18 protein-coding genes, 1 tRNA gene and 1 pseudogene are annotated in these 21759 nt (G+C 59.5%); 12 read left to right on the forward strand and 8 right to left on the reverse strand.

Going from position 1 to position 21759, the window contains the following annotated elements; all coding sequences use genetic code 11:
* Nucleotides 1-262 precede the first annotated feature (262 nt).
* Nucleotides 263-1688 (forward strand): annotated as a pseudogene (locus GUY40_RS21640) (IS1182 family transposase).
* Between the two features lie 202 nt (nt 1689-1890).
* Here the strand turns inward: GUY40_RS21640 and GUY40_RS21645 are convergent.
* Nucleotides 1891-2376, reverse strand: a complete 486-nt coding sequence (locus GUY40_RS21645; RefSeq protein WP_166570958.1) for an adenosine-specific kinase — start codon at nt 2374-2376, stop codon at nt 1891-1893.
* 107 nt (nt 2377-2483) lie between these two features.
* Nucleotides 2484-3395, reverse strand: a complete 912-nt coding sequence (locus GUY40_RS21650) for a LysR family transcriptional regulator (RefSeq protein WP_166570959.1) — start codon at nt 3393-3395, stop codon at nt 2484-2486.
* 151 nt (nt 3396-3546) lie between these two features.
* Between GUY40_RS21650 and GUY40_RS21655 the strand changes: the two genes are divergently transcribed.
* The 6 genes from GUY40_RS21655 (at nt 3547) to GUY40_RS21680 (ending at nt 9698) form a co-directional block, all read left to right on the forward strand.
* Nucleotides 3547-4308: an SDR family oxidoreductase gene (locus GUY40_RS21655; protein WP_166570960.1), complete on the forward strand. Its 762-nt coding sequence runs from the start codon at nt 3547-3549 to the stop codon at nt 4306-4308.
* A gap of 201 nt (nt 4309-4509) precedes the next feature.
* On the forward strand, nt 4510-5871 hold the full coding sequence (locus GUY40_RS21660; RefSeq protein WP_218585465.1) for an MFS transporter: 1362 nt from the start codon (nt 4510-4512) through the stop codon (nt 5869-5871).
* Nucleotides 5872-5899: 28 nt separating this feature from the next.
* Entirely contained in the window at nt 5900-6820 is a 921-nt protein-coding gene (locus GUY40_RS21665) for a 3-keto-5-aminohexanoate cleavage protein (protein WP_166570961.1), read from the forward strand.
* Between the two features lie 14 nt (nt 6821-6834).
* Entirely contained in the window at nt 6835-7782 is a 948-nt protein-coding gene (locus GUY40_RS21670; RefSeq protein ID WP_166570962.1) for a 3-hydroxyacyl-CoA dehydrogenase NAD-binding domain-containing protein, read from the forward strand.
* A gap of 33 nt (nt 7783-7815) precedes the next feature.
* On the forward strand, nt 7816-8223 hold the full coding sequence (locus GUY40_RS21675) for a thioesterase family protein (RefSeq protein WP_166570963.1): 408 nt from the start codon (nt 7816-7818) through the stop codon (nt 8221-8223).
* A 230-nt stretch (nt 8224-8453) separates the two neighbouring features.
* The gene (locus GUY40_RS21680; protein WP_166570964.1) at nt 8454-9698 is read left to right on the forward strand and encodes an OprD family porin; all 1245 of its coding nucleotides are present in this window, start codon (nt 8454-8456) and stop codon (nt 9696-9698) included.
* A gap of 61 nt (nt 9699-9759) precedes the next feature.
* On the opposite strand, the gene GUY40_RS21685 is transcribed toward GUY40_RS21680, so the two are convergent.
* Both GUY40_RS21685 and GUY40_RS21690 read right to left on the reverse strand, forming a co-directional pair.
* Complete coding sequence (locus GUY40_RS21685) at nt 9760-10086, reverse strand: AzlD domain-containing protein (protein ID WP_166570965.1); 327 nt, start codon at nt 10084-10086, stop codon at nt 9760-9762.
* Complete coding sequence (locus tag GUY40_RS21690; RefSeq protein WP_166570966.1) at nt 10083-10823, reverse strand: AzlC family ABC transporter permease; 741 nt, start codon at nt 10821-10823, stop codon at nt 10083-10085. Before GUY40_RS21690 ends, GUY40_RS21685 begins: the two co-directional genes overlap by 4 nt.
* 124 nt (nt 10824-10947) lie before the next feature.
* Here GUY40_RS21690 and GUY40_RS21695 point away from each other — a divergent pair, with 124 nt between their 5' ends.
* Nucleotides 10948-11901: a LysR family transcriptional regulator gene (locus GUY40_RS21695; protein WP_166570967.1), complete on the forward strand. Its 954-nt coding sequence runs from the start codon at nt 10948-10950 to the stop codon at nt 11899-11901.
* A 266-nt stretch (nt 11902-12167) separates the two neighbouring features.
* Here the strand turns inward: GUY40_RS21695 and GUY40_RS21700 are convergent, their stop codons facing one another.
* The 3 genes from GUY40_RS21700 to GUY40_RS21710 all read right to left on the reverse strand — a co-directional run bounded on the left by GUY40_RS21700 (nt 12168) and on the right by GUY40_RS21710 (nt 15616).
* The gene (locus GUY40_RS21700; protein ID WP_166570968.1) at nt 12168-13340 is read right to left on the reverse strand and encodes a PLP-dependent aspartate aminotransferase family protein; all 1173 of its coding nucleotides are present in this window, start codon (nt 13338-13340) and stop codon (nt 12168-12170) included.
* A complete protein-coding gene (locus GUY40_RS21705) occupies nt 13337-14713 on the reverse strand; it encodes a cystathionine beta-synthase (RefSeq protein ID WP_166570969.1) in 1377 nt (458 codons plus the stop codon). Before GUY40_RS21705 ends, GUY40_RS21700 begins: the two co-directional genes overlap by 4 nt.
* Before the next feature lie 156 nt (nt 14714-14869).
* Nucleotides 14870-15616, reverse strand: a complete 747-nt coding sequence (locus tag GUY40_RS21710) for a phytanoyl-CoA dioxygenase family protein (protein ID WP_166570970.1) — start codon at nt 15614-15616, stop codon at nt 14870-14872.
* 323 nt (nt 15617-15939) lie between these two features.
* On the opposite strand from GUY40_RS21710, the gene GUY40_RS21715 reads away from it, so the two are divergent.
* Nucleotides 15940-16014: transfer RNA gene (locus GUY40_RS21715), tRNA-Gln, on the forward strand.
* Nucleotides 16015-16132: 118 nt separating this feature from the next.
* Here the strand turns inward: GUY40_RS21715 and GUY40_RS21720 are convergent.
* Complete coding sequence (locus tag GUY40_RS21720; RefSeq protein WP_166570971.1) at nt 16133-17863, reverse strand: amidase; 1731 nt, start codon at nt 17861-17863, stop codon at nt 16133-16135.
* A 32-nt stretch (nt 17864-17895) separates the two neighbouring features.
* On the opposite strand from GUY40_RS21720, the gene GUY40_RS21725 reads away from it, so the two are divergent.
* The 3 genes from GUY40_RS21725 to GUY40_RS21735 all read left to right on the forward strand — a co-directional run bounded on the left by GUY40_RS21725 (nt 17896) and on the right by GUY40_RS21735 (nt 21549).
* A complete protein-coding gene (locus tag GUY40_RS21725; protein WP_166570972.1) occupies nt 17896-18162 on the forward strand; it encodes a hypothetical protein in 267 nt (88 codons plus the stop codon).
* A 155-nt stretch (nt 18163-18317) separates the two neighbouring features.
* Nucleotides 18318-20741, forward strand: a complete 2424-nt coding sequence (locus GUY40_RS21730; RefSeq protein ID WP_166570973.1) for a glucose/quinate/shikimate family membrane-bound PQQ-dependent dehydrogenase — start codon at nt 18318-18320, stop codon at nt 20739-20741.
* 154 nt (nt 20742-20895) lie between these two features.
* The gene (locus GUY40_RS21735; RefSeq protein ID WP_166570974.1) at nt 20896-21549 is read left to right on the forward strand and encodes a peroxiredoxin; all 654 of its coding nucleotides are present in this window, start codon (nt 20896-20898) and stop codon (nt 21547-21549) included.
* The last annotated feature ends 210 nt before the right edge of the window (nt 21550-21759 follow it).

Genomic DNA, 21759 nt, shown 5'->3' on the forward strand with positions numbered 1-21759 from the left:
TAGGTACGGCGCTGTGGCTGCATGGGGAATCCGCTTGTTGGGGCCAGAAATGGTGTCCACTTAAATTAGGTGGACACCATGGCCCTCAGCGGTGGAGGCGGGAAGGTGTGTTCGCCGACCCCTTACGCTCTTTTCTCGATCTGTTGCTCTCGATCCGGGGGGCCAGGTAAGAACCAACGTCTGCTATTGGCCCAGACTGTGTAAAAACGTTGGCATCGACCTTGCTGTGATTTAATGGATTCGAAATCAGTGGGGGCGGCCAATGAAGCGCTTTATCCAGGGAGAGCATCGAGGACAAAGCACGCTGCTTCCCGAGAGCCTGGATGACTATGTGGCGGACACCAACCCGGTGCGGGTGGTCGATGTTTTCGTCGATGAGCTCGACCTCGGCACGCTGGGTTTCGACGGTGTCGTCCCGGCGGAAACCGGCAGACCGGCCTACCATCCTGCCGACCTCCTGAAGATCTACATCTACGGCTATCTCAATCGCATCCAGTCCAGTCGCCGGCTTGAGCGAGAGACCCCGCGCAATGTTGAATTGATGTGGCTGACCGGAGGTCTGATGCCGGACTTCAAGACCATCGCCAATTTCCGCAAGGATAACGGCAAGGCAATCCGCGGCGTCTGTCGGCAGTTCGTGGTGCTGTACCAGCAGCTTGGCCTGTTCTCGGAAGCACTTGTGGCCATCGATGGCAGCAAGTTCAAGGCGGGCAACAATCGCGACCGCAATTTCACCAGCGCTTCAACGGCGAATGGCGGAGATCGAGTCCAGCATCAATCGTTACCTGACGGCGCTCGATACCGCAGATCGTCAGGAACCTGCCGTTGCTCAGGTCAAAGCCGAACGCCTCCACGACAAGATCGCGACCTTGAAAGCCAAGATGCAGGAGCTCAAGGAAATCGAGGTTCAGCTCAACGAAACACCGGATAAACAGATATCCCTGACCGATCCCGATGCCCGCTCAATGAAGACGCGTGGCACCGGAATGGTCGGCTACAACGTGCAGGCGGCGGTCGACGCGAAGCACCACCTGATCGTGACGCATGAGGTCACGAACGACGGAGTCGATCGAGACCAACTGAGTTCAATGGCCAAGCAAGCCCGAGAAGCCATGGGCGTCGAGGAACTCTCGGCGGTCGCAGACAGAGGGTATTTCAAAGGCGAAGAAATCCTGGCGTGCCATGAAGCTGGAATCACTGTTTTCGTACCCAAGACGCTGACCTCGGGAGCGACAGCGGCTGGTCGCTTTGGCAAAGGTGATTTCATCTATGACGCAGCAAAGAACGAATACCGATGCCCTGCTGGGCAAAGCCTGATCTGGCGTTTCTCAAGCGTCGAGAAAGGGCTGAAGCTGCACCGTTACTGGAGTTCGCATTGCCGAGGTTGCGCGTTGAAAGAGCACTGTACGCCTAGCCCAGAGCGACGAGTGAGCCGCTGGGAGCATGAGTCCGTACTCGAGGCGATGCAGAATCGTCTGGATCAAGCGCCTGAGATGATGCGAATCCGCCGTCAGACGGTCGAGCACCCGTTCGGCACGCTGAAGTCCTGGATGGGCGCCACCCATTTCCTCTCCAGAACGCTCGACCGGGTGAGTACCGAGATGAGCCTGCATGTGCTCGCCTACAATCTCAAACGCTTGTTGAGCCTGATGGGTAGCGATGCCTTGATGGCAGCGATGAAGGCCTGAGGCCTGTTTTACGACTCTTGCCGCCCTCCAGCAGGCGCGCCGAAGTCGAAAGTGCCATAACAGCCAGAATCACCGATTGAGCCTGATTGAGCCTCCCGCAGCCTCCTGGCTCCTGAGAACGTCATCCAGCAGCTGGTTGCCATCACTTGCTGCGTTTTTACACAGTCTGGGCCGACTTTGGCCATTCGCGACCAGCTGCAATTCACAGCTTGTAGCCAATCTGCCGCAACAAGTTCTTGCGCCACAGGATGTCTTCGTCGCCTTCAATGTCATTGGCACAGAAGCCATCCACTACGCCCAGGATGGCTCGCCCTTGTTCCGTCTCAGCGAGAATCACTTCAGTTGGATTGGCTGTTGCACAAAAAATACGGCATACCTCTGGGACCATTTTGATGGTATTCAACACGTTCAGCGGATAGAAACCGTCGCCCAGGAAAATGATGAAACTATGGCCTGCGGCGATGGCTTTCGCATTCTTCTGTGCAAGTTCAATCATTGAGGAATCGGTGCCAGACCATCGCACCAGGCATTTGCCAGAGGCTTCACAAAAGGCCACGCCAAACTGGATACCTGGCACGGCATTTACCAACGCTTCGTGGATGTCCTCGACGGACTTGATGAAGTGCGTCTGACCCAAAATGAAGTTCGTCACATCCGGCTTATCGATCTTCAACGTGATGAGTTGCATCTCAAACGCCTCCTTTCACGATGTTGCTACCAGAGTCTGGCAACAGACCAAGCATAGCCACTCATTTGTTATCGTGTACGAGACATAGCCCATGGGGAACAGGTTGTCTACACCGATCTAACAGCATCTTTGATCAATTCGCGTAGCCAGGAAATGGCTGGGTCGGCGTGATTTCGGGGATGCCAAGCCAGCCGAAGGGTGAAGTTCGGTGCTGGAAAGGGCAGCTCGAAGGTATCCAGCACATCCGAAAAACGAGTCAGCAGCATGGCGGGCAGGGTACAGACGTAGTCGGAGTGACGCAGAATTTCGGGGACCAATATGAATTGCGGAACCGAATAGACAATGGATCGCTGCCGCCCAAGCCCCTGCAGTGTTTCATCCATATAGCCGCGAACACTGCCCGTCTCGCTCGACACTAGTACGTGTCGTAACGAGCAGTAGCTGTCCAGGTCCAGTGCTCCGGTACCTCGCGGGTGACCTTTACGCTGGGCCATGACGAAGCGCTCCTGCAGCAGCAGGTGGGTTTTCATGTTCTCCGGCATTTGGCGTTCCGCATCGACCAGCAGGTCGATGCGGCCGTCCTCCATCTGTTCGGCGATGTGGCGAGGGTCCGGTGCGCGGAAGGCAATGCGTATTTCTGGTCCGACCTGGGTGATAAGCCTTTGGATCAACGGGAGACTGATCAGCGCTGTGGCGTTATCGCTGGCGGCCACATGAAAGGTTCGCGTGTCCAGGAGCGGATCGAAGGTGGGTTGCTGGCTGATTACCGAATCCAGGTGTTTCAACGCCGATCTCAGCGGTGTGCCAAGCGCCAGCGCCCTGGCAGTCGGGATCATTCCACGCCCGGTTTCGGCCGGCAGCAATAACGGATCGTCGAAAATCCGGCGCAAGCGCGACAGCTGCGCCGACATGGCCGGCTGGCTAACGTGCAGACGTTCGGCAGCCCGTGTCACGTTGCGCTCATTGAGTAGGACATCCAGCGAGACCAAAAGGTTGAGATCAATCTGGCGCAGGCTCATAAGCAATCCATTGAAGTTATAGGTTGTATAACGGCAATCTATTTCATTGATTCGTTGGTGGCTACCTATATTGAGGCCTCACGAAAGCAGCCCGATCGTACCGAAAGGGCCGGCTCAGCTGGCCGTCAGCTCGCGGGTTTGGAGAACAATAATGAACAAGCAACGGGTATTGGTCACCGCCGGAGCGTCTGGTATCGGTCTGGCTATTGTTGAGGGCTTCGCTGCCAAAGGTGCACAGGTGTTCGTCTGTGATATCGACGCTGAAGGCCTCTCTGCGCTCAAGAAAAACGTGCCTGGCGTTCGCAGCACGGTTTGCGACATTAGTAGTCGCGCCGATATCGAACAGATGATGGCCACGGCCATTCAATCGCTCGGTGGCCTGGATGTGCTGGTGAACAATGCGGGTATTTCGGGGCCCACGTTACCCGCCGATCAGCTCGACCCGAACGACTGGGAAAAGGTCGTGCAGGTCAACCTTACCGGCACCTTCAATGTCACCCGCCTTGCCATCCCCCACCTCAAGCAGTCGCAGGCTGGGGTCATCATCAATGTGTCGTCGGTAGCGGGGCGCCTCGGCTATCCCAACCGCATCGCCTATGCCACGAGCAAGTGGGGCATCGTTGGCTTCACCAAGACCCTGTCGATCGAACTGGGCGAGTATGGCATCCGAGCCAACGCAATCCTTCCCGGTGCAGTGGACGGGCCACGTTTCCAGAGCGTGCTCGCCGGGCGTGCCCAGGTCAGCGGTAAGTCCACTGATGAAGTCACACATGAAGCCCTGACCACTCAGTCGCTCAAGCATCTGGTCGATCCCGGGCATATCGCTGATCTGGCAGTGTTTCTGGCCTCCGAGAGCGGCCGCTCGATTTCAGGACAGATGCTGCCGATTGACTGCGACATGCAACGAACTTGAGGCCAGGGCGAACCCGGTAGAGCTCATCCCACACCGCATGAAGTGCTGACAAACAACACGGGATTGACACTCATCTATCGCTGATAACCAAGGAATATTTTTAGACCGTTTAGTGTGTGATTCCGATGCGGGACGGTTTCGGTCGCCCCAGAATCGAATTTTAGAGAGCCCTAATACAATAATTACATAGGAGCAGTTCTCGTGATAACTGAATCATTTCCGTTGAAAAACGGAGCACCTCTATCTGTCCACGTTAATCAAACCGAACAAAATGCTGTTTGGTCCAAGATCAACTTCCGCATTGTTCCGGTCATTTTGATCGCCTACATGATGGCCTTCCTCGATCGCATCAATGTGGGCTATGCCAAGCTGGCCATGCAGCAGGATCTTCATTTTTCCGACGCGGTCTTCGGTTTGGGCGCCGGTATCTTTTTCATCACCTATCTGATGTTCGAAGTGCCCAGCAACCTGTGGCTGGAGAAGATCGGCGCTCGACGGTCCTTCCTTCGGATCATGGTGTTGTGGGGCCTGACTTCGGCCGCCACGGCCTTTGTGACCACTCCTGCCGAGTTCTATGTCGTGCGACTGTTACTCGGTGTCTTCGAAGCCGGTTTCTTTCCGGGTGTCATTCTTTACCTGACCTATTGGTATCCGAGCTCCAGGCGCGGACGTGTCACCGGTCTTTTCCTTTTCGGTATGCCGATTACAGGAATGTTGGGTGGACCGCTCTGCGGCATGATCATGAAACACTTTGATGGTGTTGCGGGCTGGCATGGTTGGCAGTGGCTCTTTGTTATCGAGGGCCTGCCGACTGTGCTCATCGGGGTGCTTGTCTATCTGTTGCTGGCCGATAAACCGGAGCAGGCCAAGTGGCTGACCGAGCGCGAAAAGCAGGTGGTGAAGCAGGTGATGGCGGCAGACTGCAAGCATGAGGGCGACTCACATGGCCAAGGCAAACTAAAAGCGGCATTCGCTAATCCCAAGGTCTGGATTCTTGCTTTCGTCTATTTCACCGGCGCTTGTGCCGTCTACACCATCACATTCTGGTTGCCAACGACAATCAAGGGACTGGGTGTAACCGATATCGCTCAGATCGGCTGGTACTCGGCTATCCCATTCGCTTGCGGTGCTCTGGGCATCTTGCTCATGAGCTGGAGTTCCGATCGCTTTGAGGAACGTCGCTGGCATGTTGCGAGCGCTTTGTTTATCGGTCCTCTGGCGCTCTATGCCGCTCAGCTTTTTGGCGGAGAGTTCGTTGCGACTATGTTCATGCTTTCGATTGCCGCCTTCTTCATTTTCAGCATCGCATTATTTTGGGCCATTCCTCCTGGCTACTTGAGCCCATCCGAGTCTGCCACGGGGATCGCCGTGATCAGCTCGATCGGCATCCTGGGCGGGTTTATCAGCCCGACCTTGATCGGCTGGATCATGACCACCACCGGCAGCATGTCCAGCGGATTGCTCTTTGCCGCCGTGCTGAGTTGCCTGGGCGCAGTGACATTGTTGGTCGCTGTTCCCAGGAGTGCCCGACGCCTGGGCGATCAAACCCATGACAACACTTAATAAGAATGGATTGAAGGGAGTAAACGAAATGAGCGGGAACAAAGTCATCGTGACCATCGCCCCAACAGGCGGAATGGCCAGTAAAGAACAGAATCCGCACCTTCCGACTCAACCAGAAGAGATCGCCCGCGACGTCTATGACTGTTACAACGCCGGTGCCAGCGTGGTGGCGGTGCATGCCCGCCGGCCTGACGGGGGAGCGACCTGCAACCCGGCCATCTACCTGGATATCAACCAGCGTATCCGCGACAAGTGCGACATCGTCATTAACAACTCCACTGGCGGTGGCGTGACTGGGGACATGGTTCGCGAGGCCGCGAATGGATACTGGGAAATTCTCTGGGAGGAGCGCCTCAAAGGTATGGAAGCCGGCGCCGAGATGTGCACCCTGGACGCCACGACCATCAATGCGAGTTTCGGTGGTCGCGAGTTTTTGATGAACACGCCGCCTTCTCGGTGCCGTGAGCTTGCCGAAGGCATGCGTGCACGAGGCATCAAACCGGAGTGGGAGGTATTCAGTCCTACTCACATTCTCCAGGACGTAAACGCCTTGATCGAGGCTGGCTTCGACGAGCCGCCGTACTTCATCAACATTGTGCTGAACGTGCATAAAGGGTTTCAGAATGCCATGCCGTACTCACCCAAGATCCTTCAGAACATGGTGGATCTCCTGCCCAAGGAGAGCCTCTTTTGCGTCAGCGGCATCGGGCCGAGCCAACTGCCTGCGGCCATGAATGCTCTGTTGCTCGGCGGCCATGTTCGCACAGGCCTGGAAGACAACCTTTACTACCGCCAGGGTGAATTGGCCAGCAACGTCCAGCTGACCGAGCGAATCGTTCGGCTGGTTCGTGAAATGGGCTTTGAGCCAGCGACGCCTGCCGAGGCGCGAGAGATCATGGGCCTGTCATCGAAAAAAGCACTCGTTCGACCGCAGTTCGCCCTGGCGTAAAAAGGAATCTTTTCATGAGCCATGACATCAAGCGAGTTGCCGTTGTCTCGACCGGGGTGATCGGTGCAAGTTGGGTAACGGCCTTCCTGGCGCGAGGCCTCAATGTCGTTGCTACCGATCCCGCGCCGGATGCGCAGGTCAGGCTGCGCGCTACGGTCGAGTCACAGTGGCCGGCGATGGTAGCAGCAGGATTGGCGCCCGGGGCTTGTTTGGCCAACTTGCGCTTTACCCCCTCGCTTGAGGAGGCCGTTGGTGACGCTCAGTTTGTCCAGGAAAACGGTCCCGAGCGTCTGGATCTCAAGCGCGAGTTGTTCGCTCGCCTGGATGCTGCCGCACCACCTGACGCCATTCTGGCCAGCAGCTCTTCCAGCTTCGTCGTCAGCCAGTTCCAGGGAGCCTGCACTCGTCATCCTGAGCGTGTGGTACTGGGGCATCCGTTCAATCCACCCCACTTGATTCCGCTGGTGGAGGTGGTGGGCGGAGCTACGACCTCCACCTTGGCGATTGAGCAGGCGATGAACTTCTACCGGGCCATTGGCAAGCACCCCATTCATCTGCGCAAAGAAGTGATGGGGCACGTGGCGAATCGATTGCAAGCCGCGCTTTGGCAGGAAGCGCTGCACCTTGTCGAGGCAGGCGTTGCCAGTGTGGCCGATATCGATGCCGCCATCGCCCATGGCCCCGGGCTGCGTTGGGCGTTGCTTGGCCCGTTCATGAATTTGCATTTCTCGGGCGGCGAGGGCGGTATCGCAGGATTGTTTGAAAAACCGCTCTGGCAGGCAGTCGAAGCCATCTGGGCCGATCTCGGCAAGGTTTCGGTCGGGCCAGCACTCGCGGCTCGGGTCGCGGCTGGCGTAGGGGAAGAAACGGCGTCTGTGGATGTCGACCGCCTGTTGCAAGCGCGCGACAGGCTCTTGCAGGAACTGCTTCGCGGTAAATGCCAGGCTTATTGGCTCCCCTGAGTCCTTCTCGATATTCACTACAAGGAAAGCGTCATGAAGTTCACCACCCGGAAGATTGTCCGGTTCGCGCATTGCGATCCTGCCGGGATCGTCTTCTACCCTCGCTATGCGGAGCTTTGCAACGAGGTGGTAGAAGACTGGTTCCGAGATGGGCTGGGCATCGACTTCCGTCATCTTCAGGAAGTCCTTCGCCTCACCATCCCCGCTGTTCGGCTGGATGTGGAGTTCATCAGTCCCAGCGTCTATGAAGACGTGCTCGAGTTTTCTCTGGAAGTGATGGCGATTGGGCGTTCATCGCTGAGCCTGTTCCTGGTCGCCCGCTGCAACAACCAGGAGCGAGTTCGCTTTTCCCTCAAAGTTGTCCTGGTGTCGGTGGACACCTTGCGTGCGGCACCGATCAATGACCAATGGAGGCAGCGGTTCTCTGCTTACTCGAATTGATGGACTTGCTCCCAAGCGTTTGGATGCGGGCTTGAGGCGTCAGCCTGGCCAGTAACCCCTTGTGTACCCGTTCCAGGTCGAATGCTCGACGTCTAGAGCGGTCTTGGCGCGGCTTATCAGCCGCGCCCTTTTAACAACCCATGCCAATCCTGCGCCGCTTCAATGCATGCGCACGGGTTCGCTCGTCTGCGCTGTTTATTTTCATACAACAATAATAAGGAATGAGCTGCATGAAATCTGTTGTCTATCTCGGGACCTTGTGTACCGCTGCGACCTTCTCGTTCGTGCCGCAGGCGAAGGCTGATTTTGCCGCGGACAGTCACCTGACCCTGGGGCTGCGAAATTTCTATTCCAACAAGGACTTCAAGCAGCACAACGCCCCCAAGTCGCAGGTCGGCAGTTGGAGCCAGGGGTTCGATCTGCAGTTCAAGTCCGGTTACACCGATGGGCCGGTGCAGTTCGGCCTGGACGCTTCCGGGAAGTTCGCCTATCGGCTCGATGGCGGGGCAGGCGTTCCGGATACCATTCTGCCGTTCGATCACAGCAAGGGCGAATCGGTGCGTGACTATGGTCGTGCCGGGGCGACCGCGAAAGTGAAGGTGTCAAAAACCGAGCTGCGGGTTGGTGAACATCGCCCGACCTTGCCGGTGGCCTACACTGACGACTCTCGGCAGTTGGTGACCACCTACGAGGGGGCGACCCTGCAGTCCCGTGAATGGGAAAACCTGACGCTGGACGCCGGGCGGTTCTGGAAGATCAGCAGCCGCGAATCCACCAACAGAGAGGAGATCTTTCTGTTCGGCGACAATCCGGCCCACCGCAGCAGCGGGCTCAATTTCGCCGGGGGGCGCTACGACTTCACACCGGCGCTCAACGCGACGTATTTCTATGGCCAGCTGGAAGATATCTATCGCCAGCACTACCTGGGGGTGAGCTACACCCTGGACATGGGCGGTGGCTACAGCCTCAAAAACGATGTGCGCTATTACCACAACCGCGGGGAAGGGCAGAAGCTGGCTGGCGACCTGGATAACCGGGCGCTGGGCTTTCTGACGGCGCTGAAAAAAGGTGGCAATACCTTCACCCTGGGTTATCAGCGCATGTATGGCGATGATGCCTTCCCGCTATTCAGTGGCTATGCCCCGCAACCTTACCTGGTGAACTGGTCGACCGTGTCGTTCTTCAAGGCCGGCGAGCGTTCCTGGCAAGTGCGTTATGACTACGACTTCGCGACGATGGGAGTCCCGGGTCTGAACGTGATGACCCGTTACTTGCGGGGGACGGATGCAGAGCGCGGACCCAACCTGGCAACCGATGTAGAGAGCGAAAGAAGCCTGGTGATGAACTACGTGCTGCAAAGCGGCCCGCTCAAGGGGGTGGGCCTTGAAGCCCGTAACATCGATGTCAAAAGCCGCTATGGTGCCGACTACCAGGAGAACCGTTTGCTAGCGACCTACACCTGGAAAATCTGGTAATGGACCCTGCGCTTTCATTGATCTATTCAAGAACGCGTTGTTGAGCGCGCCCGGAGGCGCGTTACAAACCTATAAACTTGAATACCCACAGCGCTCCCATACCGACCGCCAGCGTCAGGACAGTATTTCGAGTCTGCCAAGAGACCCAGGCAGCAATAATGGCGGCGGGTATCTGTGGGTTATCGAGCACGAATTCACCCTGTCCACTGGGGTAAACCACGGCGGGTAATACAAGGGCAGCCAGCACGCTCGCCGGTACGTAAACCAAGGCTCGGCTCAGCAACGCCGGGATTCGCAATCGTCCATACACTTCGATAAAGGAAAGACGCATGGCGAACGTTCCCAGGCCGACTGCCAGGAACAGCCCCCACAAGGATAGATCACTCATCGTGTCTCCCCCTTGACGTCGTCGGTCAGCGCACCGGTCACCGCGCTTTTGCGAACACTCTCGATCAACAGACCCGCCATGACGCCGCCTATGGCAGCGGTTATCAGCCCAAGGTTATAGGGCATATTGACCGCCCATACGGCGAGCAGCCCGCCGACCAGGGCGGCGCCCAAGCTCGCTGCGCTCCGGATGCCGGGAACGAGAAGCGCTAGAAAAGAAAGCGGTATGGCAAAGCTTAATGACCAGGTTTCGGGGATGCTTGCTCCCAGGTAGACGCCCGCCACTACCGATAATTGCCAGGACAGCCACATGGCAACAGCGGTGCCGGCGTAGAACTGGTGGGCGAATTGCCCTAGCTCGCCTGAGGAAAACTTGAGACTGCAAAGCGCATAGGATTGGTCAGAAAGCATGTAGGACACGGGCCACGTCCAGCGCCGGGGCAAGTGGTGCAAATAAGGCGCAAGCGAAGCGCTGTACATGATAAAGCGCAAGTTGATCACCAGCGCCGTGACCACAATCGCCAACGGCAGAACATCGTTATGCAGCAGTTGGAGGGCGACCATCTGAGCGGATCCAGAATAGAAAAGCAGCGTCATGCCGATGGTCGTGCCAGGCGACATTCCCATCTGGATAGCCATGACCCCCGCCACCAGGCCGAATGGAATGACGCCGGGAGTCAATGGAATGAGCGCTCGGACACCTTGCATGAAAGCTTCCCTTCCTGTTCTGTACGGCATTTCGTCTCCTGGTCAGGGCTTTAGGTTGGTCAGTGGTTCGCAGCGCATCGTGCGGTAAAGTGTAAGACCCGGCATCCGGTCGGTAGAATCGACTTTTTTTCCGAGAAAACAGGTAGTTTTTGTTATGGCTAAAAGGTCCCTGCCTGATCAGGCCCTGATTGCAATGCCGTCGTTCAAGGCCATGAGATCGTTTGTGGCCGCCGCCAAGTATCGGAACTTTACCCGGGCCGCCGAAGCGTTGTGCGTCACCCAGGCGGCTATCAGTCGTCAGATTCGCGAGCTTGAAATTTATTTGGGTACAGAGTTGTTCACGCGTACGGGGAGGGAGGTCAGGCTGACGGCATCGGGCACAGCACTCTTCGATGCGGCACAGCTATCACTGCTCAACATCTTTCAGGCGACGGAAAGAATTCGCCGAGAAAAAAGCGATAAACGCACGCTGACGCTGTGTTGTTCACCGGCATTATCAGCTCTTTGGTTATCGCACCGGCTGAAGGACTTCTTCAGCGCCAACCCTGATGTCGACCTGAATGTCATCACCACTCAGCATTTTCTGGTGATGGAGCCTGGTATAAATCCTGATATCTTCATTACCAAGGCGCTTGATCCTCGCTCCGGTTATCTGCGAATACCCTTGTTTCATGAAGTCGTCTATCCCGTGTGCACGCCTCATTATCTGAAGGCGCATCCTGAGCTTGGAACGTTGGAGGGCATGCGCAACAGTGTGCTGCTGGACCTCAACCCTTATGGCCGTTCCCAGCTATCAGAGCAGGTTGATTGGAACGTGTGGTTCGCTTTCCAGTCGCATGATTTACAAATCCCGGCCTCAGAAAACCCGCATTACTTCAGCAGCAATGACTACAGCCTTCTCATGCAAATGGTGCTGGATGATCAAGGGATTGCGTTGGGGTGGGACCATCTGGTGAGACATCTGGTACAGCAGGGGCGCCTGGTTCGGCCCGTGACGGAAGAGCTGACGCTCAGAGAAGCGGTGCAGTATCTGATGATCAACGAAAAAAAGGCCGATGATCCAGCGTGCTGCCGTCTGAAGGATTGGTTGATCGCTCAATTCAAGTAGGAGCACGGCTTGCCGGCGATGAAGGCCGTAAGATCGCCATCGCCGGCAAGCCGCAATGCCAGATAGTTAGGCAACTGAGCGACGCAACCGGTGTCGGCCCGGCCCTGGCCCCGCTGGGCTGCGAAGCAGCCCCGGCGATTCTGAAACCGCCGGCACTCGTAAGCTGATTCGCCGATGTCAAAGGCCCAAGGGGCCGCTGCGCGGCCCATCGCGGCCAGGTCCGCTCCTACAGAAAGTGGCATTTGCTTCGTTGGCCAGAACGCTAATCAGATCCGCGCCAGCGCCTGGGCCAGGTCCGCGCGCAGGTCTTCCACATCCTCGACACCCACCGACAACCGCACCAGTGCATCGCCGATGCCAAGCTGTGCGCGGGTTTCGAAAGGGATGGTGGCGTGGGTCATGATCGCCGGGTGCTCGATCAGGCTTTCCACCCCGCCCAGGCTCTCGGCCAGGGCGAAGATCCGTACAGCTTCGAGGAAACGCTTGGCGCCGGCCAGGTCGCTGTTCAGGTCCAGGGAAATCATCCCGCCGAATCCGCGCATCTGCCGCTGTGCCAGCGCGTACTGCGGGTGTGACGGCAGGCCTGGATAATAGACGCGTGCCACCTGCGGCTGCCGCTCAAGCCAGGTCGCCAGCTCCAGTGCATTGCTGCAGTGACGTTCCATGCGCAGTGCCAGGGTCTTCACGCCGCGCAGGGTCAGGAATGCGTCGAAGGGGCCGGCAATCGCGCCGACCGCGTTTTGCAAGAAGCCCAGGCGCTCGGCCAATGCGGTGTTCTCCCCGACCACGGCAATGCCGCCGATCACGTCGGAGTGGCCGTTCAGGTACTTGGTTGTCGAATGCACGACGATATCGAAACCAAGCGCCAGCGGGCGCTGTATCCATGGGCTGGCAAAGGTGTTGTCGGCAACGCTGAGGATGCCTCGTTCGTTGCAGATGTCGGCGATGGCGGCGAGGTCGCTGAGGCGCAGCAATGGATTGCTCGGCGTCTCGACCATGACCATTCGCGTGTCGTCCTCTAGCGCTGCTTCGAAGGCATGCAGGTCAGTCAGATCGACGAAGCTGAAGCGATGCCCGGCGCTGCGCCGCCGTACCCGCTCGAACAGGCGGAAAGTCCCGCCGTACAAGTCATTGCCGGAGACGACGTGCGCGCCAGCGTCGAGCAGTTCAAGCACGGAGGAAATCGCCGCCAGCCCGGAGGCGAAGGCAAAGGCCTGGGTGCCGCCTTCCAGGTCCGCCACGCAACGCTCCAGCGCCCAGCGCGTGGGGTTGTGGGAACGCCCGTAGTCCAGGCCCTTGTGCACACCGGGGCTCTGCTGCGCATAGGTGGAGTTGGCATAAATCGGCGGCATCAGCGCCCCGGTGGAAGGGTCGGGCGCCTGCCCGGCGTGGATCACACGGGTGGCGAAGGCGCGTGGCGTGTCATCGTGCTGGCTCATGGCAGGGACTTCCTCAAGTGATTGAGCAGGTCGACACGGGTAATCAAACCGTGGAAACCCGAGGCGTCGGCGATGATTGCCACCAGGCCGCGGTCAAGCTCCGCTTGCAGTTCAGCCAGAGAAGCGCTGGGCGGCAGGGTTTCCAGTGTGCCGGTCATGGCGCTGGCCACCGTCATGCGCAAGTTTGTAGCGTCTTCGTGCAGGCCCAGCAGAATATCGGACTCATCGATCACGCCGACCAGGCGCTGGCCGTCCACCAGCACCGGCAGTTGCGACACATCGGCCAGGCGCATGCGCTGGAAGGCCGTGAGCAGTGTGTCATCGGGGCTTACGCTGATCACTCGACCGTCCTCGAAGCGCCGTGCGATCAGATCACGCAGGTCGCCGTAGCGCTTGCGTTGCAGCAGGCCCTGATCGGTCATCCACTGGTCGTTGTAGATCTTCGACAGGTAGCGGGTGCCGGTGTCGCAGACAAAGGTCACGACCCGCTTCGGTTCGGTTTGCTCGCGGCAATAGCGCAGCGCTGCCGCCAGCAATGTGCCGGTCGAGGAGCCGCCAAGAATGCCTTCGGCGCGCAGCAGTTGGCGGGCATGGTCGAAGCTTTCCTCGTCGCTGATCGAATAGGCCTGGCGCACGCTGGACAGGTCGGCAATCGACGGAATGAAGTCTTCACCGATGCCTTCCACCGCCCAGGACCCCGGCGTACCGATCGTGCCCGTGCGGCTGTATTCGGCAACCACCGAGCCCACCGGATCAGCCAGCACCATGGCCAGGTCCGGTTGTACGCGGCGAAAGAAGCGGGTGAGCCCGGTCAGCGTGCCCGCCGAACCGACGCCGACGACAATGGCATCCAGATCGTGCTGGGTCTGCGACCAGATCTCCGGGGCGGTGCTGCACTCGTGGGCCAGCGGGTTGGCGGGGTTGTTGAACTGATCGGCAAAGAAGGCGTCGGGAATCTCCTGGGCCAGCCGCGCCGCCACGTCCTGGTAATAGTCGGGATGGCCCTTGCCGACATCGGAGCGGGTGATGTGCACCTCGGCGCCCATTGCCTTCAGGTGCAGGACCTTTTCGGTGGACATCTTGTCCGGCACCACCAGCACCACCCGGTAACCCTTGGCACGGCCGACCAGGGCCAGGCCCAGGCCGGTGTTGCCGGCGGTGGCCTCGACAATGGTACCGCCGGGACGCAGGCGACCATCGCGCTCGGCGGCGTCGATCATCGCCAGGCCGATGCGGTCCTTGATCGAACCGCCGGGGTTCTGTGATTCGAGCTTGAGGAACAGCGTACACGGGCCGGTATCGAACCGACTGATGCGCACCATCGGCGTATTGCCGATCAATGCGAGCACGGCGGGGCTGGAATGGTTTGGCATATCGTCACCTCCCTGCGGGAAATTGCGCCGGACTTACAGCACAATGCAGCGAGTCATCGCGCAGCCGACGCAGACAATGTCTCGCTAGGAACATAGGCGGGGATTGCCCCCCCTGCAACCGCTCGCAGCCAGTCGGTTGCTCATTGCTTGAACGACTCAGTCATATTCCGCTTCCACATGCTCACCCAGCAGCCGTCGTTGTCGCGGGCTGGCTGCGGCGATCACGAGCGGGTTGAACTGCCACTGCAGGTAGGGCGAAAACTTCTGCGCCATCATGCGCCGCCCATAATGCACCTGCAGCAGGTAACGACTGCGCACAGGGTCCAGGTTTGGACTGCCGCCATGCCAGAGCTCGCTGCGAAACATCAGGGCATCGCCGGCGCGGCAGTAGATCGGCTGGGCCGGTGTGCCGCGCCAGTGGCTTTCCCCAGGCGTCGGTGCGCGCCCGGCGCGGTGGCTGCCGGGTACGACCCGAGTGGGGGCCAGTGATTCGTCGATGTCGTCCAGGTACAGCTGCAGGGTGCAGATGTACATGGGCAGCTCGAAGGTCGGGTCGTCCAGAAGGGCCGAAGGCAACGCCATTGCCAGATAGTCGAGGTGCAGGCCCATGCCGACGAAACCGGGGTGGCAGCGCCAGGCAGTCTGGCCGATCACATGGCAGTCTTCGCCCAGCACAGCTTCGGCCAGGGCGATGGCGGCTGGCAGGTCGAGGTAAGGCAACCAGAAGGGGTCGCGGTTAAACACGCATTTGTAATGGTCCAGCACGCCCTGGTAGTCCCAGTGCCGAGGGCGCAAGGCGTCGATGGCCTGGCGCACGGCCTGGACTTGTTCCTGGCTGATCAATGCCGGTAGCAGTGTGTAGCCGTCCCTGTGCAGTGCGAGTGCCTGCTCGGGGGTGTTCATCAAGGGCTGCCCTCATGAGATGAACGAAGGGCCAGGCGTAAATTTCGGCTCGGCAACACTGAAGATCATAGCCTGCGCGGTGCCCCCAGTTGACCGCTCAAAAGCCCACGGGAGGAGGGTGCCGGACCTCGATAAACAGTAAGCCGCTGTTTTCACAACAATTTGTTTGTTCTGGGGCTTCCCGGACGAAGCGAAAGCTGGTAAATTTCCGCGCATTCCTGCAATGGCCCTCCCAGGGCCTGCGGCGAAGGAAGCAGCATCTCGTGTTGCTTGCACGCTGCACCATCAGAAATAGAGTGCCAGGCACTCATCGCAACAGATACAGGGGCGTCGCCAAGCGGTAAGGCAGCAGGTTTTGATCCTGCCATGCGTTGGTTCGAATCCAGCCGCCCCTGCCATTTTCCTTTTTATTTTCCAGATCACTCAGCCGGCGGGCAGGCAGAGCGCGTGAGCGTGGCTTCCGGCTTTTCGTTACGGGGCGGGATTGAGGCGTGTAGTGCCCCAATCCCGTCTTTTCTATTTTGTACCCGCCGGCCTTTTACCCGCCGACAAGGGCGGGGTTCGAGGCGGAATGAGTCGCTTCGTGCCGGTCGACTCAAATGCGCTGGCCAGGCGAAGCAGCGTCGAATCGTCATAGGCACGACCGGCAAAAGTCAGCCCGACCGGCATGCCGATGTCCGGCATGACGCCCATCGGCACGGTGACCGTGGGCACGCCCAGGTGGCGGATGGCGAGGTTGCCGTTGGCGACCCAGACGCCGTTGCTCCACGCGATATCCGCAGACGTCGGATCGACATCGGCATTCGCGGGCCCAACGTCGGCTACGGTCGGGAACAGCACCGCGTCGAGCCCCCGCTGATCCATCCAGTCCTCCAGATCGATCCGGCGCGTCTGTTCAAGCCCGCGCAGGCCGTCAGCCAGCGTGGGGATCTCGTCCCACGGCGTGATGCCGCGCTCGGCCATGCGCACATACTCGTCCATGCCAGCGGCAAGGTCTCCCTCCCGATTGGGCAGCGTCCCGGGGTCGTGCGGGAAAATCAGCGGGCCGTCGACATCGACCAGACGGTTCAGCGCGGGATCGCCGTTGGCCCGGAGAAAATCATCGAACGCCCAGGCCGTCAGATCCCACAACTCATGATGAAGGAACTCTGGGGACACCAGGCCCCGATTGAACACCGTCGGCGCACCAGGACGGTCACCCTCGCAATGGGAGACCAGCGGGAAGTCGACCTCGATCACTTCGGCACCCGCGGCTTCGAGTGCCTTGCGAGCCGCTTCCCAGAGCCCGATCACAGAGGGGCGGGTATTGATCCGCTGCCCCGTGGGGCCACCGATACCGGGCGCATCAGCCGTGCCCGCTTCGGGATCCGCGTTGATGTACATACGGGGAATGCCGAGACGTTTTCCGGCAAGCGCATCAACATTCGCGGCAAGCTGCGGATAGGAGTCGGGGCGTACCGAGGCGACGCTCGGAATGGGCACCCAGGGCTGCAATCGCCACAGATCTCCTCGCGTGTCGGGATCGTCCGCGACCACCACATCAAGCACCTCGAGAAGGTCCGCCATGGTTCGTGCAAAGGGCACGACAACGTCCATCGTCGGCGTCAATGGCCAGTTCCCGCGCACCGAAATCACCCCGCGCGAAGGCGTATAGGCACACAGGCCATTGTTCGAGGCGGGGCCCCGTCCGCTCGACCAGGTTTCTTCAGCGAGACCGAAGGCCGCGAAGCTGGCGGCGGTTGCAGTACCGGCGCCGTTCGAGGAACCCGATGCGAAAGGGGCGGTGAGATAGTCAGCGTTGTACGGGCTCTCGGCGCGACCGTATACCCCGCGCTGCATGCCACCGTTGGCCATGGGCGGCATATTGGTCTTGCCCAGGCAGATCGCACCCGCGGCCCGAAGCCGTTCGATGGTGAACGCATCGCGATAGGCAATCAGGTTTTTGAAGGCAGGGCTGCCCGAGGCTGCGGTGAGCCCCTTGACCAGATAACTGTCCTTGGCGGTATAGGGAATGCCGTCGAGCGGACCGAGCGTCTGGCCCTTGACCCGACGGGCATCGGACGCCTGTGCCTCCTTGAGCGCATCGGGGTTGCGGACCACCACCGCGTTGAGGGCGGTCGGCGTGTCGGCGCCGTCGTAGGCAGCGATCCTGGCGAGGTAGGCCTGGACCAGCTCAACCGCGGTGGTCTGGCCGGATTCAAGCGCAGCCCGCAGCTGGGCAATGGAAACCTCAGTGACCTCGATCATGCTGGTACCGCCGGTTGTTGATGGGTGACGCAGTGAAAGTTCCCATCCTGCTTGAGCGCTGGCTGAGGGACATCAGGTATTTCAAAAAAGGTGCTCATATCGGTTCTCGTTGCACTGCAATGCGCGACTGGGTCTGGGCTTACAACCTGAGCGTTCTATTTAACACCATGCTCAGCGGAAAATTCGCCGGACGCGGCTTAAATCCGGATTATTACCTACAGCGCAACAATCTTTTTCCTACCCCTCGAATGACCAATTGTCGCAGGGGCGACATTTCTTTGATATCGTTGCCAGCCTAACTAACTAATTAGTTAACGGACTTTGCAGGCATTCCGCTAACAGATCATGAAAAGTCCCCCAGCGGCCACTGTCCTTGAAGCAGCGGCAAAGGCTGTTGCTTTCACTACTCTTAACTTTTCCCACAAACGTTCATGCGTCAGCAGGATCTTGCACTATGACTAACTCTCGACCGCCGGCATCCGTCAGCCGCTGGCCCATTTGGGTCGCCGCCTTGGGTGTGCTGGTATTTGGCTTACTCTTCGCAGCCGGTGGCGGCTACCTCGCGACACTTGGCGGCAGCGGGTACTTCCTGCTCGCCGGCCTCGGTATGCTGGTATCGGCTGTACTGCTCTTCAAACAGCGCCTGGCGGGCGCCTGGCTGTTCGCGGCAGTGATGGGGCTGTCTGTGATCTGGGCGCTGGTCGATGCCGGCCTGAACTTCTGGCCGCAGATCTCGCGCCTGTTCGCCCTGGGCGTACTGAGCCTGGTGGTGGCGTTGGTTTACCCAACCCTGCGCAAGGCCAATGGCCTGGCCGGCGGTGCCGGTGGCTACGCGTTGAGCGGCCTGCTGGTGATCGCCGTGGTCGGCGGTGCAGCGGGCATGTTCGTCCCCCACGCTTCGGTCGCCCCTACCGGCAACGGCCCGGGCCTGACCAAGGTCGACCCTGCCAATGCCCAGAAAAACTGGGCGCACTACGGTAACGACGAAGGTGGCAGCCGCTTCGCCGCGCTGGACCAGATCAACCGTGACAACGTCTCCAAACTGGTACCGGCCTGGACTTACCAGACTGGCGACATCGCGCTCAGCAATGGCAACGGCGCCGAAGACCAGCTGACGCCGTTGCAGGTAGGCGACAAGGTGTTTATCTGCACCCCGCACAACAACCTCATCGCGCTGGATGCCGACACCGGTAAACAGCTGTGGAAAAACGCGATCAACGCCCAGTCGGCTGTCTGGCAGCGCTGCCGCGGCATGGCCTACTTCGACGCCAGCGCTGCAGTCGCCCAGCCCACCGACGGCAGCACGCCCGCCACGCCCGTTGCCGTGCCGGCCGGTGCCAATTGCCAGCGGCGCCTGCTGACCAACACCATCGATGCGCGCCTGATCGCCGTTGACGCTGAAACCGGTGAGTTCTGCCAGGGCTTCGGTAACAATGGCCAGGTCGATCTGAAAGCCGGCCTGGGCAACGTCCCTGATTCGTACTACCAGCTGTCGTCGGCCCCGCTGATGGCCGGGACCACCGTGGTGGTCGGCGGTCGCGTCGCCGACAACGTCCAGACCGACATGCCAGGGGGTGTGATCCGTGGTTTCGACGTCATCAGTGGCGAAATGCGCTGGGCATTCGACCCGGGCAACCCGCAAGACAAGCAGGCCCCCGCAGACGGCAGCTCTTACGTGCGCAGCACGCCGAACAGCTGGGCACCGATGTCCTACGACCCGGCGATGAACACCATTTTCCTGCCGATGGGCAGTTCGTCCACCGACCTCTACGGTGTGGAACGTACCGAGCTGAACCACAAATACGGCGCTTCCGTTCTCGCGCTGAACGCCACCACGGGCGAAGAGAAGTGGGTCTACCAGACCGTTCACAACGACCTGTGGGACTTCGACCTGCCCATGCAGCCAAGCCTGATCGACTTCACCCAGGCAGACGGCAGCAAGGTGCCGGCTATTGTCATCGGTACCAAAGCCGGTCAGATCTTCGTGCTCGACCGCGCCACCGGTAAACCGCTGACCAAAGTCGAGGAAGTGCCGGTCAAGGCCGCCAGCATCCCGAAAGAGCCTTACTCGCCAACCCAGCTCAAATCGGTGGGCATGCCACAGATCGGCGCCGAACACCTGACCGAGTCGGACATGTGGGGTGCCACGCCGTTCGACCAAATGCTGTGCCGCATCTCGTTCAAGAAAATGCGTTATGAAGGCCTGTTCACCGCACCGGGCACCGATGTGTCGCTGAGTTTCCCGGGTTCGCTGGGCGGCATGAACTGGGGCAGCATTTCGACTGATCCGGTACACGGCTTCATCTTCGTCAACGACATGCGTCTGGGCCTGTGGATTCAGATGGTCCCGCAGGAGAAAGACGCCAAGGCCTCTTCGGGTGGCGAAGCCATCAACACCGGCATGGGCGCGGTGCCGCTCAAAGGCACCCCGTATGCCGTGAACAAGAACCGCTTCCTGTCGATTGCCGGCATCCCTTGCCAGGCGCCGCCGTTCGGTTCCCTGACCGCGATCGACATGAAGACCCAGAAAGTCGCATGGCAAGTGCCGGTTGGCACCGTTCAGGACACCGGCCCGATGGGTATCAAGATGCACCTGCCGCTGCCAATCGGTATGCCGACGCTGGGCGGTACGTTGTCCACCCAGGGTGGCCTGGTGTTTATCGCCGGTACTCAGGACTACTACCTGCGCGCGTTCAACACGGCCAACGGTGAGGAAGCCTGGAAAGCCCGCCTGCCGGTCGGCAGCCAGGGTGGCCCGATGACCTACGTGTCGCCGAAAACCGGCAAGCAGTACGTTGTCATCACCGCCGGTGGTGCGCGCCAGTCGCCTGACCGCGGCGATTATGTGATCGCTTACGCGCTGCCTGACAGCCAGTAAAGCGGCATCACCTCGAACCCGCTGTCGCCTTGAAAGGGTGGCAGCGGGTTTTTTGTTGCCTGAAAAGACCGATGCACGGTTCACCCCCAGTTTCGTGAATCCGGACTAGGCTATTTCAGGCTTGCAATTCATCACACTTGAGGAGGGCATTTCCATGGCACTGCGTATCAACGACCAGGTCCCCGACTTTACGGCCGATACCGATCAGGGGCCTGTCAAATTTCACGACTGGATTGGTTCGGACTGGGCCATTCTGTTTTCCCACCCGAAAGACTTCACTCCGGTGTGCACCACCGAATTCGGCGTTGTGGCACAACTGGCCGATGAATGGGCCAAGCGTGGCGCCAAGGTGATTGGCGTGTCAGTCGACGGTGTCGACGCGCACAAGAAGTGGAAGGGCGATATTGAAGGAATCTGCAACACCAAGGCCACTTTTCCGATCATTGCCGATGAAGGGCTGGCTGTCTCCAAGGCGTACGACATGCTGCCGGCCGAGGCTTACCTGCCCGATGGCCGTACGGCTGCCGATACGGCCACGGTGCGTTCAGTGTTCATCATCGGGCCGGACAAGAAGCTCAAACTGTCGATGACCTATCCCATGTCCGTAGGCCGCAACTTTGCCGAAGTGCTGCGTGCGCTGGACGCCCTGCAGCTGACCTACAACGTGCCACTGGCCACCCCGGCCAACTGGACGCAGGGCCAGGATGTGATCGTCGCCCTCGCGCTCAATGATGATCAGGCTCGGGAGAAATACGGCAACATCGACATCAAGCTGCCTTATCTGCGCACGATCAAGGCGCCGAAGTAGGGCAAACGCACTTTGTAGGGGCAAGGAATTGCCTCAATGCCAGTCAGTTAAGGCGAGATCCATGTGGGAGCGGATTTATCCGCGAATGTAGACGCCGCACAATGCCTGATAAACCGCGGTGTTTATTCGCGGATAAATCCGCTCCCACAGTGGTTCGGCCTAGCTTCGGGGAGTGTCTGCGAGCAAACGTGAAATGATGGGGTTTATAAC

The organism is Pseudomonas sp. R5(2019) (assembly GCF_009905435.1).
GTDB lineage: Bacteria > Pseudomonadota > Gammaproteobacteria > Pseudomonadales > Pseudomonadaceae > Aquipseudomonas.